This is a genomic window from Jiangella rhizosphaerae (genome assembly GCF_003579925.1).
Lineage (GTDB): Bacteria > Actinomycetota > Actinomycetes > Jiangellales > Jiangellaceae > Jiangella > Jiangella rhizosphaerae.
In genome coordinates this window covers 103736-117633 of the sequence record NZ_QUAL01000053.1, presented here as the reverse complement: position 1 = coordinate 117633, position 13898 = coordinate 103736, and the positions used below count along the sequence as shown (strand labels likewise).

Below are 13898 nucleotides of genomic sequence, written 5' to 3'. Positions count from 1 at the left end.
CCGCCGGCCGAGGGCGGTTCGCCGGAGACCGAGCCGCCGGCCCCGCCGCGCTGATCCGGCACCCGGACCGACGACGGCGCCGTCCGGACCGCTGCGCGCGGTGCGGGCGGCGCCGCCTCGTCAGCTTCGGGCGAGGGTCAGCAGGAACTCGACCGTTCCGTGGCCCTCGACCCGTACGAAGCCGAGGTTCGGTGGGTCGACGTCGAAGTCGGCGAACTGGATCTCGCCCGAGCCGGCCACCTGGACGCCGTCGCCGGAGCGCTGCACGTCGAGGTCGACCTCGATCGAGTGCGTGACGTCGCGGACGGTGAGGTCGCCGGTCGCGGTCACGCTGATCGGGCCGCCGTCGTCGAGGCCGTCCAGCGGCACCGGCGACGTCAGCGTGAACGTCGAGGTGGGGAACTCGTCGGTCTGCATGATCGGGCCGCGGAACTGGCCGTCGCGGCTCCCGCTGTCGGTGGTGATGGTCGTCATGTCGACGGTGATCTCGCCCTCGGTCGCCTCGCCATCGGCTACGGTGACCTGCCCGGTGACGTCGCTGGTGCGCCCGACGACGGTGTTGTCCTGGCCGTTGAGCACCTCGTCGACGCGGTAGCCGGCCTCGGACCCGCCGGCTACCGTCCACGTTCCGTCGAGGTCGGTGTCGCCGCCGGACGCGGGCGGCGGGGACGTCTCGAGCGCCAGCGGCGCGGGAGCGTCGTCGCTGATCACGTTGATGTAGAGATACGTGCCGCCGATGACGGCCAGCACGAGAGCGGCCAGGGCGCCGACGCCGATGACCACGCGGCGGCGGGTGAGCACGGACATCGGGACGACCTCCAGGCAAGTGGGTGTACCTGCTAGTTGTACGAGGAACTCGGCGGCCGGGATGGTGGTTCCGCGAGTCGCGCCCGTCACATCGCTCAGCCGGGCAGCACCCGCACCTCGGCCGCGGGCAGACCGGCCCACCAGCGGTCGTAGCGGCGGTACACCGCCGGGTCGCGGTCGGCGAGCAGCGCCGACAGCGCCGCGGCCTCCTTCGCCAACCCGTCCCACTCGGCGCCGGAGAGCGTACGGAACGCCGTGGCCTCGATGCCACCGTCGACCGGCCGCCACACGCCCGCGACGAAGCCGTCGACCAGCAGTGTGGGGAGGGTGTCGCCGTTGGTGCGCGTGACCAGCTTGCGGTACTCGGGCGGGATGACGCGCCCGCGGTCGGCGTGCACCAGCAGCACGCTGTCCCACATGGGCAGCAGCCGCGGCGGCGCCGGGACGTCCTCGTCCGGCCGCGGCGCGCCGGGCAGGTCGTAGAGCACCGTGCCGTCCGGCCCCTCGAACCGGGCCAGCTCGCCGGCGACGGCCTCGACGGCGGCCCGGGCCTGCGGGCGGACCAGCAGGCCGAACTGCGCGAAGTCGGGCATCGAGACCGGCCCGAAGCCGGCGACGTAACGCCGGAACAGGTCGGCGGTGGCGGCGGCGGACGTCTCGGCGTCGGCGACGGCGGGCGGGTCGGCGGCGGCGACGTAGGCCGGGCGGGTGCCGAACGACCACGGCGGCCCGGTGGGCGCGTGCAGCACTCCCGGCCCGAACTGCCGCAGCGCCCACCACAGGCCCTTCATCGGCGCGCCGTGGCGCTCGGTGAGCCACGCCTCGCTCTCCGGCCCTCCGCGGGGCGTGGCGAGGAACTCCAGCAGGCCGGGGATGGCGGCCTCGGCGTCGGCGTGGCTCAGGCCGGCGACCCGGAACCGGGGGTCGTTGAGCCGGGCACCCCGCAACGTCGGCTGCATGGCCTGCTGGAAGGTGGGGTAGTCGCCGGCGTGCACAACGTGCAGGGTGACCCGCATGAGCGTCGCCTTGACCAGGGTGCGGCCGGCGAACGCGGCGTCGAGCTCGGCGGGGTCGAACCCCTCGAGCCGGTTCCACAGCGCGAGGTACGGCGACGCGGGGTGCTGCGCCTGCAGCGCGACCAGCCGCCGGACCGCATCGGTGACGTCGAGCGACACGCGTTCCAGCAGCAGCTGCCGGGCCAGGGTGGCGCGGTTGAGCGCCCGGACCGTCAACGCCATGACCGCATTGTGCCGCGCGGCACCGACAGCCCGGGCGCCCCGAGCCGCGTCAGCCCTCGGTGCGCTCGCCCTGCACCGGACCCGGCGTCGGCTCGAAGTCCGCCGCGGTGTCCTCGCCGGCCGCGCCCGGCAGCCCGCGGGCGCGCGCGTCGGGCCAGGCCCACTCGGCCACCTCGGGGATGTCGGTGCCGTGCTCGCGGGTGTACTGCCGGGCCCGCAGCCGCGCGTCGGCCATCCGCTGCCGCAGGACGGCGCGCTCGCTGCCCAGCCCCGGCACGCGGTCGATGACGTCCATGACCAGGTGGTACCGGTCGAGGTCGTTGAGCATCACCATGTCGAACGGCGTCGTGGTGGTGCCCTCCTCCTTGTAGCCGCGGACGTGGATGTTGTCGTGGTTGGTGCGCCGGTAGGTCAGCCGGTGGATCAGCCACGGGTAGCCGTGGTAGGCGAACACGACCGGCTTGTCGCGGGTGAACAGGGTGTCGAACTCGCGGCTGCTCAGCCCGTGCGGATGCTCGCGCTCATCCTGCAGCCGCATGAGGTCGACGACGTTGACGACGCGGACCCGCAGCTCCGGCAGGTGCTGGCGCATGATGTCGACGGCGGCCAGCGTCTCGATGGTGGGCACGTCTCCGGCGCAGGCCATGACGACGTCGGGCTCGCCCTCGCCGCCGTCGGTGCTGGCCCACTCCCAGACGCCGATGCCGCGGGTGCAGTGGGCGATCGCCTCGTCCATGGTGAGCCACTGCGGCCCCGGCTGCTTGCCCGCGACGACGACGTTGACGTAGTCGCGGCTGCGCAGGCAGTGGTCGTACGTCGAGAGCAGCGTGTTGGTGTCCGGCGGCAGATAGACCCGGATGACGTCGGCCTTCTTGTTCACCACGTGGTCGATGAAGCCCGGGTCCTGGTGCGAGAAGCCGTTGTGGTCCTGCCGCCACACGTGCGACGACAGCAGGTAGTTCAGCGACGGGATCGGCGCCCGCCACGGGATCTCGCGGGTCACTTTCAACCACTTGGCGTGCTGGTTGAACATCGCGTCGATGATGTGGATGAACGCCTCGTAGCAGCTGAACAGCCCGTGCCGCCCGGTCAGCAGGTAGCCCTCGAGCCAGCCCTGGCACTGGTGCTCGGACAGCATCTCGAGGACCCGGCCGGTGGGCGACAGCGAGTCGTCCGTCTCCAGCGTCTCGCCCAGCCAGCGCTTGCCGCCCGCGTCGACCGCGGCGGAGAGCCGGTTCGACGCCGTCTCGTCCGGCCCCATGATGAGGAAGTTCGACGGGTTCGCCGTGACGACGCCGGCCAGCCACTCGCCGAGCACGCGCGTGGGCTCGGCGATGGCGCCGCCCGGCACCGGCACGTCGACGGCGTGGTCGCGGAAGTCGGGCAGCCGCAGGTCGCGGGTGAGCAGGCCGCCGTTGGCGTGCGGGTTCGCGCTCATCCGCCGAGGTCCCGACGGCGACAGCTCACGCAGCTCGGCGCGGAGCCGGCCGTCGTCGTCGAACAGCTCCTCGGGGCGGTAGGAGCGCATCCACTGCTCCAGGAGCCGGGTGTACTCCTCGTTGCCGCGCACCGCGCTCATCGGCACCTGATGCGCCCGGTAGGTGTTCTCGACGAGGTGGCCGTCGACCTCGTGCGGCCCCGTCCAGCCCTTCGGCGTCTTGAACACGATGGCCGGCCATGCCGCCCGCTCGCCGAGGCTGCCGTCACGGGCGTCGCGCTGGATGGTGGCGATGTGGTCGAGCACCTGGTCCAGCAGCGTGGCGAACCGGCGGTGCACGGACAGGTGGTCCTCGTCGTCGAAGCCGCCCTCGAACCAGTACGGCGTGTAGCCGTAGCCGGTCAGCAGGGCCTCCAGCTCGCCGCGCGGGATGCGGGCCAGCACCGTCGGGTTGGCGATCTTGTAGCCGTTGAGGTGCAGGATCGGCAGGACGGCGCCGTCCGTCGCCGGGTTCAGGAACTTGTTGCTGTGCCAGGCCGTCGCCAGCGGGCCGGTCTCGGCCTCGCCGTCGCCGATGCAGGCCGCCACCGTCAGCCCGGGGTTGTCGAAGGCGGCGCCGTAGGCGTGCGAGAGCACGTAGCCCAGCTCGCCGCCCTCGTGGATCGAGCCGGGCGTCTCCGGCGCGACATGGCTCGGGATGCCGCCGGGGAAGGAGAACTGACGGAACAGCTCGCGCAGCCCGGCCTCGTCCTCGCCGACGTTGGAGTAGACCTCGCTGTAGGTGCCGTCGAGCCAGGCCGCCGACACCAGCGAGGGACCGCCGTGGCCGGGGCCGGAGAGGTAGATCATGTCGAGGTCGCGCTCGACGATCGCGCGGTTGAGGTGCGCGTACAGGAAGTTCTGGCCGGGCGAGGTGCCCCAGTGGCCGAGCAGGCGCGGCTTGACGTGCTCGGCCCGCAGCGGCTCTCTCAGCAGCGGGTTGTCCAGCAGGTAGATCTGCCCGACGGAGAGGTAGTTGGCCGCCCGCCACCACGCGTCGATGCGCGTGAGCAGGGCGTCGTCGATGGTCCGGGTGCTGGCCTCGTCGAGCATTCGCCGCTCCTTCGATGGGGTCTGCTCGTCAAGGACCAGCATGTACCCGGGGGCCCTGGACTCATACACGTTTCTCAGGACCGTCTCCGGATGTTCTCAGGAAGGACGGAGAGGATCGCAGCATCGACGACGACCTCACTGGAGGCGGCCATGTACGCGATCCCCACGGCAGCGGACATCCTCGGCGTCACGCCGGCGGCCCTGGAAGCGGCCCTCGACCGCGGCGAGACCATCCACAGCCTGACGATCGCCTGCGGGCAGGACCCCGACCGGATGACCGAGGCGATCGTCGACGCCGAGACGGCCGACGTCGTCGCGCTCGCCGGCATCGCCGGCTTCGGGCCCGACGCGATCGCCGAGTTCACCCGTGAGCTGCGCGCCTACCTGGTGGCGTTCGTGCGCGACGGCGAAGCCGCGGCCGACCGGCTGTTCGAGACCCGCACCCTCCAGCCGGTCTGACGGCACTCTCAGTGGTCGTGGGCGCGCCGGCCGAGCGTCTGCGCGGGGGTCGCGCCGGGGCGGGTCCACTGCGGTACGGGGCGGCTGGTCGGGCCCCAGGTCGCGTTCCCGTCCACGTCCGAGCGCCAGTACCAGCAGGCGTGCAGCTCACGGGTGAACTCGGCGATCGCGTCGGGCCCGAAGCCGGCGATGCCGGCGCCGCCACGTCGCGCACCGAGCACCAGGGCTGGGCGTAGCCCATGAACTCGACGAAGGGGGCCACCTCGTCCCACCGGCCCGTGGTCAGGACGGCGAACGACACGCCGCGGGCGTTGAGGTAGACGGCGTCCTTCAGATGCCAGGCCGCGTACGTGCAGCCCTCGCATTGCCCCACCATCGGCAGCCGGCGGGCGGGCGGCCGGGCAGTTTGGTGGCCGGGTCTCGCGGCGCGGTCGTCATGCGTCCTCCGTGGTGTCTCGTGCCGGTCACGGGAACAGACTCGCGACGCGTCCGGAACTCATCGCGGCGGGGCGCTGAGACGGTGGGCGTCATGCGCCCTGGGACTCGGCCAGCCGCCGCATCCAGTAGCGGAACCAGCTGTCGCCGTACGGCGCGTAGATCCGCACGGGGACGCCGCGCGCGGCCAGCTCGCGGGCGTCGTCCTCGCGGACGCCCAGCAGCATCTCGACGCCGGCGCCGGGCAGGGCCTCGAGCAGCGCCTCGAGCAGCACGCGGTCGTGCGTGGCCAGGACCGGCGCGCTGCCGCCCGCGTGCACCCGATGGGCCAGCCGAACGAACGCGATCCCGGTCGGCTCGCCCCACGCGTACGCGTCGTCGCCGGACTCCAGGTAGGCGCCCTTGACCAGCCGGATGGGCACCCCGGCGGCGAGCAGCCGGTCGACGTCGGCGGGACTGCGCCGCAGGTTCGCCTGCACGGTCGCCAACACCGGCGCGCCGGCCTCGGCCAATGCCACCGTGAGGTCCATGATGCGCGGCGTGCGGTGGCTCTCCTCGGCGCTGATCTCCAGCCGCGATCCGGCCGGCAGGACTTCGACCAGCTGCTCCACGTGCCGGCGGCAGACGTCCGGGCCGAGGTCCAGGCCCAGGTGCGACGGCACGATCTCGAGGTACACGTCGCCGTCGATGCCGGCCAGTGCGGCCGCCGCCTCGCGGTAGCCGCGCACCGTCGCGGCCAGCGCGTCCTCGTCGGCGGCGCCCTCGCCGAACAGGTCGAGGCTGACCGCCAGGCCGGCGCCGGTGAGCCGGCGGACCGTCTCGAGCGCCTCGTCGAGCGTCGTGCCGGCGACGTAGCGGCGCGCGGCCGAGTAGGCGAGGTCCTGGACCGGCGGGACGGCCCGGGCCAGCGACTCGACCTCGGGGCTGGTGGCCAGCGCGTAGAGCGCCCGCCGGGCGAGCGATGCGATCACGTCGCCGACGGTAACAGCCCGCCCAGCTTGTCGGGATTGGCGATCAGGAACAGGGCGCTGATGCGCCCGTCCGCGACGCTGAACGTCAGCGCCTGCCGGTCGGGCAGGCTGATGACGGCGCCCGGTGCGCCGTTGAGCTCCACCAGCTCGTACGCCGGGCGGCGCCGCGAGTAGATGCCGGCGAAGAACCGGGCGACGCGGTCGGCGCCGAGCACCGGGTTGCGGGCCGCCCGGGCCCGGCCGCCGCCGTCGGACCAGGCGACGACGTCGTCGTGCAGCAGTGAGCGCAACGTCGCGAGGTCGCCCTCGCGAGCGGCGACGAGGAACCGTTCCAGCAGGACGGCGTGCTCCCGGCGGCTCGGCGCGAACCGGGCTCGGCCGTCGGCCAGCCGCGCGGCGGCGCGCCGGTACAGCTGCCGGCAGTGCTCCTCGGTGCGGCCGACGATGCCGGCGATCTCCGCGTACGGCAGGTCGAACGCGCTGCGGAGGACGAACACGGCGCGCTCCAGCGGGTCCAGCCGCTCCATCAGATACAGGGTGGCCGCCGACACCGAGTCGCGCTGCTCGACGGTCTCCAGCGGGTCGAACGGCCAGTCGGCCGTGGCCACCGGTTCCGGCAGCCACGGCCCCACGTAGCGCTCGCGTGCCGTCCGCTCCCGCAGCCGGTCCAGCGCGAGCCGCGTCACCGTCCGGGACAGGTAGCGGCGCGGCTCGCGGACGGCGGACCGGTCGACGTCGCGCCAGCGCAGGTAGGCGTCCTGCACGACGTCCTCGGCGTCGCCGGTGGAGCCGAGCATCCGGTACGCCAGCCCGAGCAGCATCGGCCGGTGCTGCTGGACGTCGGCGGCGGCAGCGTCGATCACACCGTCGCCGGCGGCTCGGTCTTGGTCGGTACGGTGATGCGGTTCCATACGTTGATGGTGCCGATGGTCAGCAGCAGATCGGCCAGTTCCTTCTCGGTGAAGTGCTTCGCGGCCAGGTCCCAGACGTCGTCGGGCACGCCGCCGGGCGCCAGCCGGGTGGCCGCATCGGTGAGCGCCAGGGCCGCGCGCTCGCGCTCGTCGAAGAACGGCGCGTCCTCCCAGGCGCCGACGGCGAACAGCCGCCGGGCGTCCTCGCCGGCGGCCAGGGCGTCGCGGCTGTGCATGTCGACGCAGAAGGAGCAGCCGTTGATGATCGAGGCGCGCAACTCGATCAGGTGCATGAGCGTCCGGTCGACGTTGGCCTTGATGTACTCGGCCAGGCCGGCCACCGCGCGGTAACCCTCGGGCGCCACTGCGGGGACGTTCAGCCGTTGCGTCATCGTCGTTTCCTCTCGGTGCGGATGGTTCGTGTCACCGAGACGACGGGGCGGGACCGGGGCGGCGTGACGACATGGGGTGTGAGGCCGCGCACAGCGGCGGGCTCAGAAACCCAGCAGGAGACCCGCGAGCACCGCCGCATAGCCGAGGCACAGCGCGAGGACGGCGATCCTCACGCTGGTGCCGCGCCGGCTGGGCTGCGGCGGCGGTTTGAACACGCGGGCCTCCGGTCGGTCAGGGGGCGCCGGCCGGTTGCCGGCGCCCCCTCGCAGAACGGGTCAGGGCGTGATGAGCCCCGAAGTCTTCGACCGGGCCGCCTCGAACCGTGCGGCGACGTCCGGCCAGTTGACGATGTTCCAGAACGCCGCCACGTAGTCGGGCTTGACGTTCTTGTACTGCAGGTAGAACGCGTGTTCCCACATGTCGAGCATGAGCAGCGGGACGGTGCCGGCGGCGAGGTTGCCCTGGTGGTCGTAGAGCTGCTCGATGACCAGCCGCTGGCCGATGCTCTCCCACGCCAGGATGGACCAGCCCGAGCCCTGGATGCCCAGCGCCGCCGCCGTGTAGTGCGCGCGGAAGCCGTCGAAAGAGCCGAAGAACTCGTCGACCGCCGCGCCCAGCTCACCGTCGGGCCTGTCGCCGCCCTCGGGCGAGAGGTTGTTCCAGAAGACGGTGTGGTTGACGTGGCCGGCGAGGTTGAAGGCCAGGTTCTTCTGCAGCTGGTTCACCGTGTCGAGCTTGTTGGTGGCACGCGCCTCCTCCAGCTGCTCGAGAGCGGTGTTCGTGCCGGTGACGTACGTCTGGTGGTGCTTGGAGTGGTGGAGCTCCATGATCTGACCGGCGATGTGCGGCTCGAGCGCACCGTAGTCGTAGGGGAGATCCGGCAGAGAATAGACAGCCATGCTTCTGAGCTTCCTCTCGACGACACTCGTCAGGCCCGGGACCTGTCACTGGCTAACCTACGCCTGACCACCGGGCGCGACCACCGACGGCCCGGACTCTGTGATGTCGGCCTGATCACGCGGTGACGTCCGGCTCGGAGAGGGAGATCCGGATCGCCCGGTATGCGGCCGGCGCCGCCTCGAGGACGGACTGCTTGGGGTCCGGCACGGCCAGGTGCGGCAGGCCGGCGGAGCGGTCGCGGAGCGCGGCCAGCGCCGTCAGCCGGCGGTCGGCGAGCACGTGGTCGACGGCGGCGCGATCGCCTCCGGTGACGACGGCGTCCAGCTCGGCCGCGTGCGGGAGGATGATGCGCGCCGCGACGTCGGCGGCCGCCTCGAACGCCTCGCGGGCCTGCTTCTCGCGCCGCCGGGCGAACCGCTGCTGCGACTGCCCGCCCGCGGCCGTCCGGCCCTGTACGTGCCGTGAGCCCACCTTCGACGCCACCAGTGTGGCGCCGTGGAAGACGCCGGCGGCGTAGCCGCCGCGGCGGACCAGCAACACGCCGACCCGGCGCTCGCGGGCCGCATGCACGAGCAGGCCGCCGTACGGCTCCGCGTCCTCGGGCAGCAGCGGCGGGAACGGGACGGCGCAGCTGGCCACCGCTCCGTCCGCGGCCTCGACGACGACGGCGTCAGGGCCGGCGCGGTGGGTGGTGGCGCCGTGCCGCTGGGTGAAGCCGGCCAGCCAGGCCGCCAGCCGTTCCGGCGGGACGGTGAGCACGCGATCGGGCATGCCCACGAGGATGCCCTGTGGAGGGCGGCGGCGGAGCGGAGGTTGCGACCCCGGCCTCCGCAGCGAGCCGGGGCCGCAACCGGTACCCGAACGCTGCCATGGGGTCCGAAAGGCTCGGCGGCTTGTTGCCTGACCCCCGCCGGTGCCCGGAACTCCACGGCATTCGTCGAATGGACCCGTGATGTGAACTGGTCTGGGACCCCGGGCGTCAGCCCGGCATCTTCGCTGGACCCTTCGGTCCGGTGGTCGACCGCCGGAAGGGCGAGACAGCGCCGGTGACCGGCACGGTCTCACTTCGATTCCTACACCATACCGGACTGATCGTCGAGGTCCAGGTCACGTTCACCCACTGATCATCTCGCCGTGCGGGGGGTCAGCCGGGCAGCGCCGACGGGGTGACCGTTACCGGGTAGGGCCGCTCGAGCCGGATCTCGTCGTCGCCGCTGCCCTGGGCCACCTCCACATAGTCGCCGTCGACGAGGTCGTAGGCGACGATCGACGGCCCGCCGTCGGGGTCGACGATCCAGTAGGAGGCGACGCCGCCCTCGGCGTACTTCGCGAACTTGACCTTGGTGTCGTACAGCCGGCTGCTCGGCGACAGGATCTCGACCGCCAGCCGCAGCGGGCGGTGGATGGCCCGCTCGTCGACAAGGTCCTTCTTGGCGACGACCAGCAGATCCGGCTCGAGGGAGTTGTGGTCGTCGGGCTGCCAGTCGACCGGTGCGTAGAACAACTCCAGGTCTGCCGGGCAGGCGTCCTCGAGGACGTACAACAGTTTGCGGCTGACCCGCTGGTGCGACCAGCGCGGCGCGGGGCTCACGATGAGCATCCCGTCGACGAGCTCGTATCGATTGCCGTCGCTCTCGGGGAACTGGCCGAGGTCGTCGACGGTCCAGGGATCAGTCGCACGGCGCAGCTCCTGCATGGTTGTCATGGTGCCCTCCTCGGGGCTCGGATGTCACTCGCAGGATGGCGTCGCGACCACCCGGAAACGGGTAGGGCTAACGTCCGGGCTAACCGCCCACCGGTTGCCCGTTTCGTCGCTGCTGGTCAGCCCTGTGACGCGCGCTCGGCCAACCGGCGGGCGGCCGTCACATAGCGGCGGGTGGCGACCGCCTGAGCGGCGCGGGTGAGCGGCCCGCCGAGGCGGGCGTACCAGGCGGCCGCCCGGCTGAACGCCGTCACCGTGAACCAGACGTCGTCGTTCTCGTCCAGCTCGATGACGAAGGACTCCTCGCCGCGCTCCGGGTGGCCCGGCAGCGTCCCGTACGCGTACCCGCCGCGGCGGTCCTCGTCCAGCACCCAGACCACCTCGCAGGGGATCCGGAGCACGCCGGCCAGCGTGCTGGTCACCCGGACGCCCACCGCGGCCCGCGGCTGCGACGTCACGACCCGCAGTCCGATGGAGCGGTGCAGGTCGAACGTCACGACACCCTCGACGACGGCGGCGAAGGCGGCCCGGCCGTGGCCGACGCGCTCGCGGACGCGGACGTGGTGGTAGCCCGCAGGGAGCGGCCCGCCGTCGCGGGTGGCGCCGACCTCGGGATAGGTGAAGGACATCACGGCGACTCTGCCACAACGCCATGTCACATCCGCGCGCCGGTGGGTGTCTGGTGGGCATGGCACGCATCTCGCTCGCACCGAAGCCGACCCTCGGCTACCGCCTGGTCCGATTCGTCCTGCGCCGCCGTTACGGCGTCATGCTCGACCCGATCGCCGCCACCGCCCATCAGCCGCGCGTCATGCGGACGTTGAGCCTGCTCGAGGCAGGCGCGGCGAAGTGGCGGGTGCTCGACCGCGACCTCAAGGCGCTCGCGATCCTCGCGACGTCCGCCCGTACGGGCTGCGCGTGGTGCATGGACTTCGGCTACTGGGAGAGCCACCATGCCGGCGTCGAGCCGGCGAAGCTGCGCGCGGTGACGCACTGGCGCGACAGCGACCTCTACACTGCGCTGGAACGCCGGGTGATGGCCTACGCCGAGGCCATGACCGCCACGCCGCCGGAGGTGACCGACGAGATGGTGGCGGAGCTGCGGGCGGACCTGAGCGAGGCCGAGCTCGTCGAGCTGACGGCGACCGTGGCGCTGGAGAACCTGCGCAACCGCAGCAACGCCGCGCTCGGGCTGACCGGCCAGGGGTTCAAGGACCGCTGCGAGGTGCCGGCCGCATGAGCCGACCGACTGATGACATGACCGCCGACCCGTTCCAGCGGCACCGCGGGCTGCTGTTCACCGTCGCCTACGAGATGCTCGGCAGCGTCGCCGACGCCGAGGACGTCGTGCAGGACACCTGGCTGCGGTGGTCCGCCGCCGACCGCTCCGACGTCGTCGAACCGAAGGCGTTCCTCGTCCGCATCGCGACCCGGCTGGCGCTGAACCGGCTGCGCACGCTGCGGAACCGGCGCGAGACGTACGTCGGGCCGTGGCTTCCGGAGCCGCTGGTGACCGGGCCGGACGCCGCCGGTGGCGTGGAACTGGCCGAGGACGTGTCGATGGCGATGCTCGTGGTCCTGGAGACCCTCACGCCGATCGAGCGGGCGGTGTTCGTGCTGCGCGAGGTGTTCGGGTTCGCCTACGCGGAGATCGCGACGGCGCTGGACCGCAGCGAGGCCTCGGTGCGACAGGTCGCGCACCGCGCGCGCGAGCACGTCCAGGCGCGGCGGCCGCGCTTCGACACCGACCCGGAGCAGCGACGCGCGGTCACCGAGCGGTTCCTGCGCGCCTGCTTCGAGGGCGACCTCACCGCGCTGCTGGAGGTGCTGGCGCCGGACGTCGTCATGACGAACGACGGCGGCGGCAAGGCGCGGGCGGCGCTGCGGCCGGTGCTGGGCGCGGACCGCGTGGCGCGGTTCATCCTCGGCATCCGTGCCCGCGGCGAGCTGGACGGTTTCCGCTTCGAAGCCGTCGAGCTCAACGGCGAGCCCGGGTTCCTGGGCTGGGTGGGCGACCGCGTGGAGGTGGCCGCGATCATCCAGTCGGCGAACGGGCGGGTGCGGCGACTACTGTCGTTCCACAACCCCGAGCGCCTCAGCGGTGTGAACCGCGTGGCTGGATGCGCGTCCCGCCCGGCCGGCCGGCATGGCGGATATTGACACAACCCGATGCCGGACGGCCGGATGCCGGAACGTTTCGGTGGTGTTTTGCGGCTATTTCAGAATGGCGACGGCTCAGAGCCGGGTCACCTTCGGGTTCGGCAGGGCGATGCGGCGTACCGCGGTGCCGAAATCGACGTGTACCTCGTGGTCGCCGGGCACGCTGACAACGCGGCCAAGACCGTGGCGGTCGTGTGTGAGCAGGTCATCGACGGAGAACTTCTCGACGGGGGGCGGTGCGATGGGGCGGAACGGACTCGAAGGAAGAACAGGCCTCGCGGCCGGTGTACGAGAGGTCATTGCGTCAGTCTGCCGCTCTGGACAGCCGTTGTGTAGCCCTCTTTGGAAGACTATGTCAACTCTTGACCATCAGTTCGGCGGGCAGCGTTGAACACCTGTTCCCCGTCCTGCGGCACGCTGGCGTGACAGCAGCGAACCGCTACGACACGGCGTCGGACACCCGCGTCGAGACCGACCGGGCGGAGGCCTGACGAGCGGCCTGTAGCGGGCGGCTGGCGACCTGATGCGCGACGAGGATCGCGGCGAATGACAACGCCGTGACGGCCACCACGCCGAGCGCCGCGCCCACGTACGCCGTCGCCAGGTCCGGCCGTTCGGTGACCGACCCGGCGGTGTTCAGCACGTCGCGCGTGCGCAGCAGCGCCGACGCGGCCATGGCGCCGGCGACGCCGGCCGCCGCGAGGAACAGGCCGGTGACCACCGCCGTCGGGGCGTTGCCGATGGGCGGGGAGGGCATGCGCTCCGGGCTGCTGAGCGCGGTGAGCATCGTCGTCAGCCCGGCCCACGCCAGCACGACGGTGACCGCCGCGACGACGTCGGACGGCCGGTGCCAGCCGCCGACCATGGTCGAGACGCCGGTGACGGCGGTGTAGCCGGCGCCGACGATCGCGACCGCCGGCCGGGTCCGTCGCGGCACCACGAGCAGCAGCGCGGCCGCGACGCTGGCCGCGACCGTCGTGTGCCCGCTGGGCAGCGAGTTGCCCAGCGGCCCGGTGTCGTCGGCCAGCCGCGGCCGGTCGAGCACGGCGTGCTTGAGCACCTGCGTGGTGAGGTTGGCACCGCCGACCAGCACGATGACCTGCAAGGCCAGCAGCCATCGCCGGCGCAGCAGCGCGATGAGCGCCACAGTGCCGAGCACCACCACGACGAACGGGACCGAGACGACGTCGAGCACCCGCTCCGCGCCGGACCACAACGTGGACCGGCCGATCCCGGAGCCGCGGAACGCGACCTGGTCGATGCGCTGCCCGACGGCTGTGTCGACGAACCACCGCCAGCTCGCCCACGTGCCCAGGGCGCCGGCCACGAACATCAGCAGGCCGAGGACGACACCTCCGGGCCGGGGCGAGTAGGGGCGCATGCTCCGAGGGT

At 72.5% G+C, this 13898-nt stretch carries 15 protein-coding genes and 1 pseudogene; 3 read left to right on the top strand and 13 right to left on the bottom strand.

Annotated features, from left to right (window positions below; all coding sequences use genetic code 11):
• Positions 1-120: 120 nt before the first annotated feature.
• From DY240_RS06665 to DY240_RS06655, 3 genes are all read right to left on the bottom strand, one after another.
• The gene (locus DY240_RS06665) at positions 121-807 is read right to left on the bottom strand and encodes a YceI family protein (protein ID WP_119659164.1); all 687 of its coding nucleotides are present in this window, start codon (positions 805-807) and stop codon (positions 121-123) included.
• 95 nt (positions 808-902) lie between these two features.
• A complete protein-coding gene (locus tag DY240_RS06660; RefSeq protein WP_119659163.1) occupies positions 903-2045 on the bottom strand; it encodes a winged helix DNA-binding domain-containing protein in 1143 nt (380 codons plus the stop codon).
• Between the two features lie 49 nt (positions 2046-2094).
• Positions 2095-4575 (bottom strand): phosphoketolase family protein, encoded by a 2481-nt coding sequence (locus DY240_RS06655; RefSeq protein ID WP_119659162.1) that lies wholly within the window; start codon positions 4573-4575, stop codon positions 2095-2097.
• Positions 4576-4725: 150 nt separating this feature from the next.
• On the opposite strand from DY240_RS06655, the gene DY240_RS06650 reads away from it, so the two are divergent.
• Entirely contained in the window at positions 4726-5034 is a 309-nt protein-coding gene (locus tag DY240_RS06650; protein ID WP_119659161.1) for a hypothetical protein, read from the top strand.
• 8 nt (positions 5035-5042) lie between these two features.
• Here the strand turns inward: DY240_RS06650 and DY240_RS34015 are convergent.
• From DY240_RS34015 to DY240_RS06610, 8 genes and pseudogenes are all read right to left on the bottom strand, one after another.
• Positions 5043-5413, bottom strand: a pseudogene (locus DY240_RS34015) (DUF899 family protein); the annotation flags it as partial.
• A 148-nt stretch (positions 5414-5561) separates the two neighbouring features.
• Positions 5562-6440 (bottom strand): proline dehydrogenase family protein, encoded by an 879-nt coding sequence (locus DY240_RS06640; protein ID WP_119659160.1) that lies wholly within the window; start codon positions 6438-6440, stop codon positions 5562-5564.
• Positions 6437-7303 (bottom strand): RNA polymerase sigma factor SigJ, encoded by an 867-nt coding sequence (gene sigJ / locus DY240_RS06635; protein WP_199700949.1) that lies wholly within the window; start codon positions 7301-7303, stop codon positions 6437-6439. Before sigJ ends, DY240_RS06640 begins: the two co-directional genes overlap by 4 nt.
• A complete protein-coding gene (locus tag DY240_RS06630; RefSeq protein ID WP_119659158.1) occupies positions 7300-7743 on the bottom strand; it encodes a carboxymuconolactone decarboxylase family protein in 444 nt (147 codons plus the stop codon). Before DY240_RS06630 ends, sigJ begins: the two co-directional genes overlap by 4 nt.
• A 276-nt stretch (positions 7744-8019) precedes the next feature.
• The gene (locus DY240_RS06625; protein WP_119659157.1) at positions 8020-8643 is read right to left on the bottom strand and encodes a superoxide dismutase; all 624 of its coding nucleotides are present in this window, start codon (positions 8641-8643) and stop codon (positions 8020-8022) included.
• Positions 8644-8758: 115 nt separating this feature from the next.
• The gene (locus tag DY240_RS06620) at positions 8759-9415 is read right to left on the bottom strand and encodes an acVLRF1 family peptidyl-tRNA hydrolase (protein ID WP_119659156.1); all 657 of its coding nucleotides are present in this window, start codon (positions 9413-9415) and stop codon (positions 8759-8761) included.
• Positions 9416-9788: 373 nt separating this feature from the next.
• On the bottom strand, positions 9789-10349 hold the full coding sequence (locus DY240_RS06615; protein WP_119659155.1) for a Uma2 family endonuclease: 561 nt from the start codon (positions 10347-10349) through the stop codon (positions 9789-9791).
• Positions 10350-10465: 116 nt separating this feature from the next.
• Positions 10466-10975 carry a DUF1990 family protein gene (locus DY240_RS06610; RefSeq protein WP_119659154.1) on the bottom strand — a complete coding sequence of 170 codons (510 nt, stop codon included), beginning with the start codon at positions 10973-10975 and terminating at the stop codon, positions 10466-10468.
• Positions 10976-11034: 59 nt separating this feature from the next.
• On the opposite strand from DY240_RS06610, the gene DY240_RS06605 reads away from it, so the two are divergent.
• Both DY240_RS06605 and DY240_RS06600 read left to right on the top strand, forming a co-directional pair.
• The gene (locus tag DY240_RS06605) at positions 11035-11586 is read left to right on the top strand and encodes a carboxymuconolactone decarboxylase family protein (protein WP_119659174.1); all 552 of its coding nucleotides are present in this window, start codon (positions 11035-11037) and stop codon (positions 11584-11586) included.
• Complete coding sequence (locus DY240_RS06600) at positions 11583-12506, top strand: RNA polymerase sigma-70 factor (protein WP_233552628.1); 924 nt, start codon at positions 11583-11585, stop codon at positions 12504-12506. Before DY240_RS06605 ends, DY240_RS06600 begins: the two co-directional genes overlap by 4 nt.
• A gap of 75 nt (positions 12507-12581) precedes the next feature.
• On the opposite strand, the gene DY240_RS06595 is transcribed toward DY240_RS06600, so the two are convergent.
• Together DY240_RS06595 and DY240_RS06590 are read right to left on the bottom strand one after the other, a co-directional pair.
• The gene (locus DY240_RS06595; RefSeq protein WP_119659152.1) at positions 12582-12806 is read right to left on the bottom strand and encodes a hypothetical protein; all 225 of its coding nucleotides are present in this window, start codon (positions 12804-12806) and stop codon (positions 12582-12584) included.
• Between the two features lie 139 nt (positions 12807-12945).
• Positions 12946-13887, bottom strand: a complete 942-nt coding sequence (locus DY240_RS06590; RefSeq protein ID WP_119659151.1) for a phosphatase PAP2 family protein — start codon at positions 13885-13887, stop codon at positions 12946-12948.
• Positions 13888-13898: the final 11 nt, after the last annotated feature.

Excerpts from the sequence above, each read along its gene's own strand:
- DY240_RS06665 (WP_119659164.1), bottom strand. The coding sequence starts at position 807 with ATGTCCGTGCTCACCCGCCGCCGCGTGGTCATCGGCGTCGGCGCCCTG.
- DY240_RS06660 (WP_119659163.1), bottom strand. The coding sequence starts at position 2,045 with ATGGCGTTGACGGTCCGGGCGCTCAACCGCGCCACCCTGGCCCGGCAG.
- DY240_RS06655 (WP_119659162.1), bottom strand. The coding sequence starts at position 4,575 with ATGCTCGACGAGGCCAGCACCCGGACCATCGACGACGCCCTGCTCACG.
- DY240_RS06650 (WP_119659161.1), top strand. The coding sequence starts at position 4,726 with ATGTACGCGATCCCCACGGCAGCGGACATCCTCGGCGTCACGCCGGCG.
- DY240_RS06630 (WP_119659158.1), bottom strand. The coding sequence starts at position 7,743 with ATGACGCAACGGCTGAACGTCCCCGCAGTGGCGCCCGAGGGTTACCGC.
- DY240_RS06625 (WP_119659157.1), bottom strand. The coding sequence starts at position 8,643 with ATGGCTGTCTATTCTCTGCCGGATCTCCCCTACGACTACGGTGCGCTC.
- DY240_RS06620 (WP_119659156.1), bottom strand. The coding sequence starts at position 9,415 with ATGCCCGATCGCGTGCTCACCGTCCCGCCGGAACGGCTGGCGGCCTGG.
- DY240_RS06615 (WP_119659155.1), bottom strand. The coding sequence starts at position 10,349 with ATGACAACCATGCAGGAGCTGCGCCGTGCGACTGATCCCTGGACCGTC.
- DY240_RS06610 (WP_119659154.1), bottom strand. The coding sequence starts at position 10,975 with ATGTCCTTCACCTATCCCGAGGTCGGCGCCACCCGCGACGGCGGGCCG.
- DY240_RS06605 (WP_119659174.1), top strand. The coding sequence starts at position 11,035 with ATGGCACGCATCTCGCTCGCACCGAAGCCGACCCTCGGCTACCGCCTG.
- DY240_RS06600 (WP_233552628.1), top strand. The coding sequence starts at position 11,583 with ATGAGCCGACCGACTGATGACATGACCGCCGACCCGTTCCAGCGGCAC.
- DY240_RS06595 (WP_119659152.1), bottom strand. The coding sequence starts at position 12,806 with ATGACCTCTCGTACACCGGCCGCGAGGCCTGTTCTTCCTTCGAGTCCG.
- DY240_RS06590 (WP_119659151.1), bottom strand. The coding sequence starts at position 13,887 with ATGCGCCCCTACTCGCCCCGGCCCGGAGGTGTCGTCCTCGGCCTGCTG.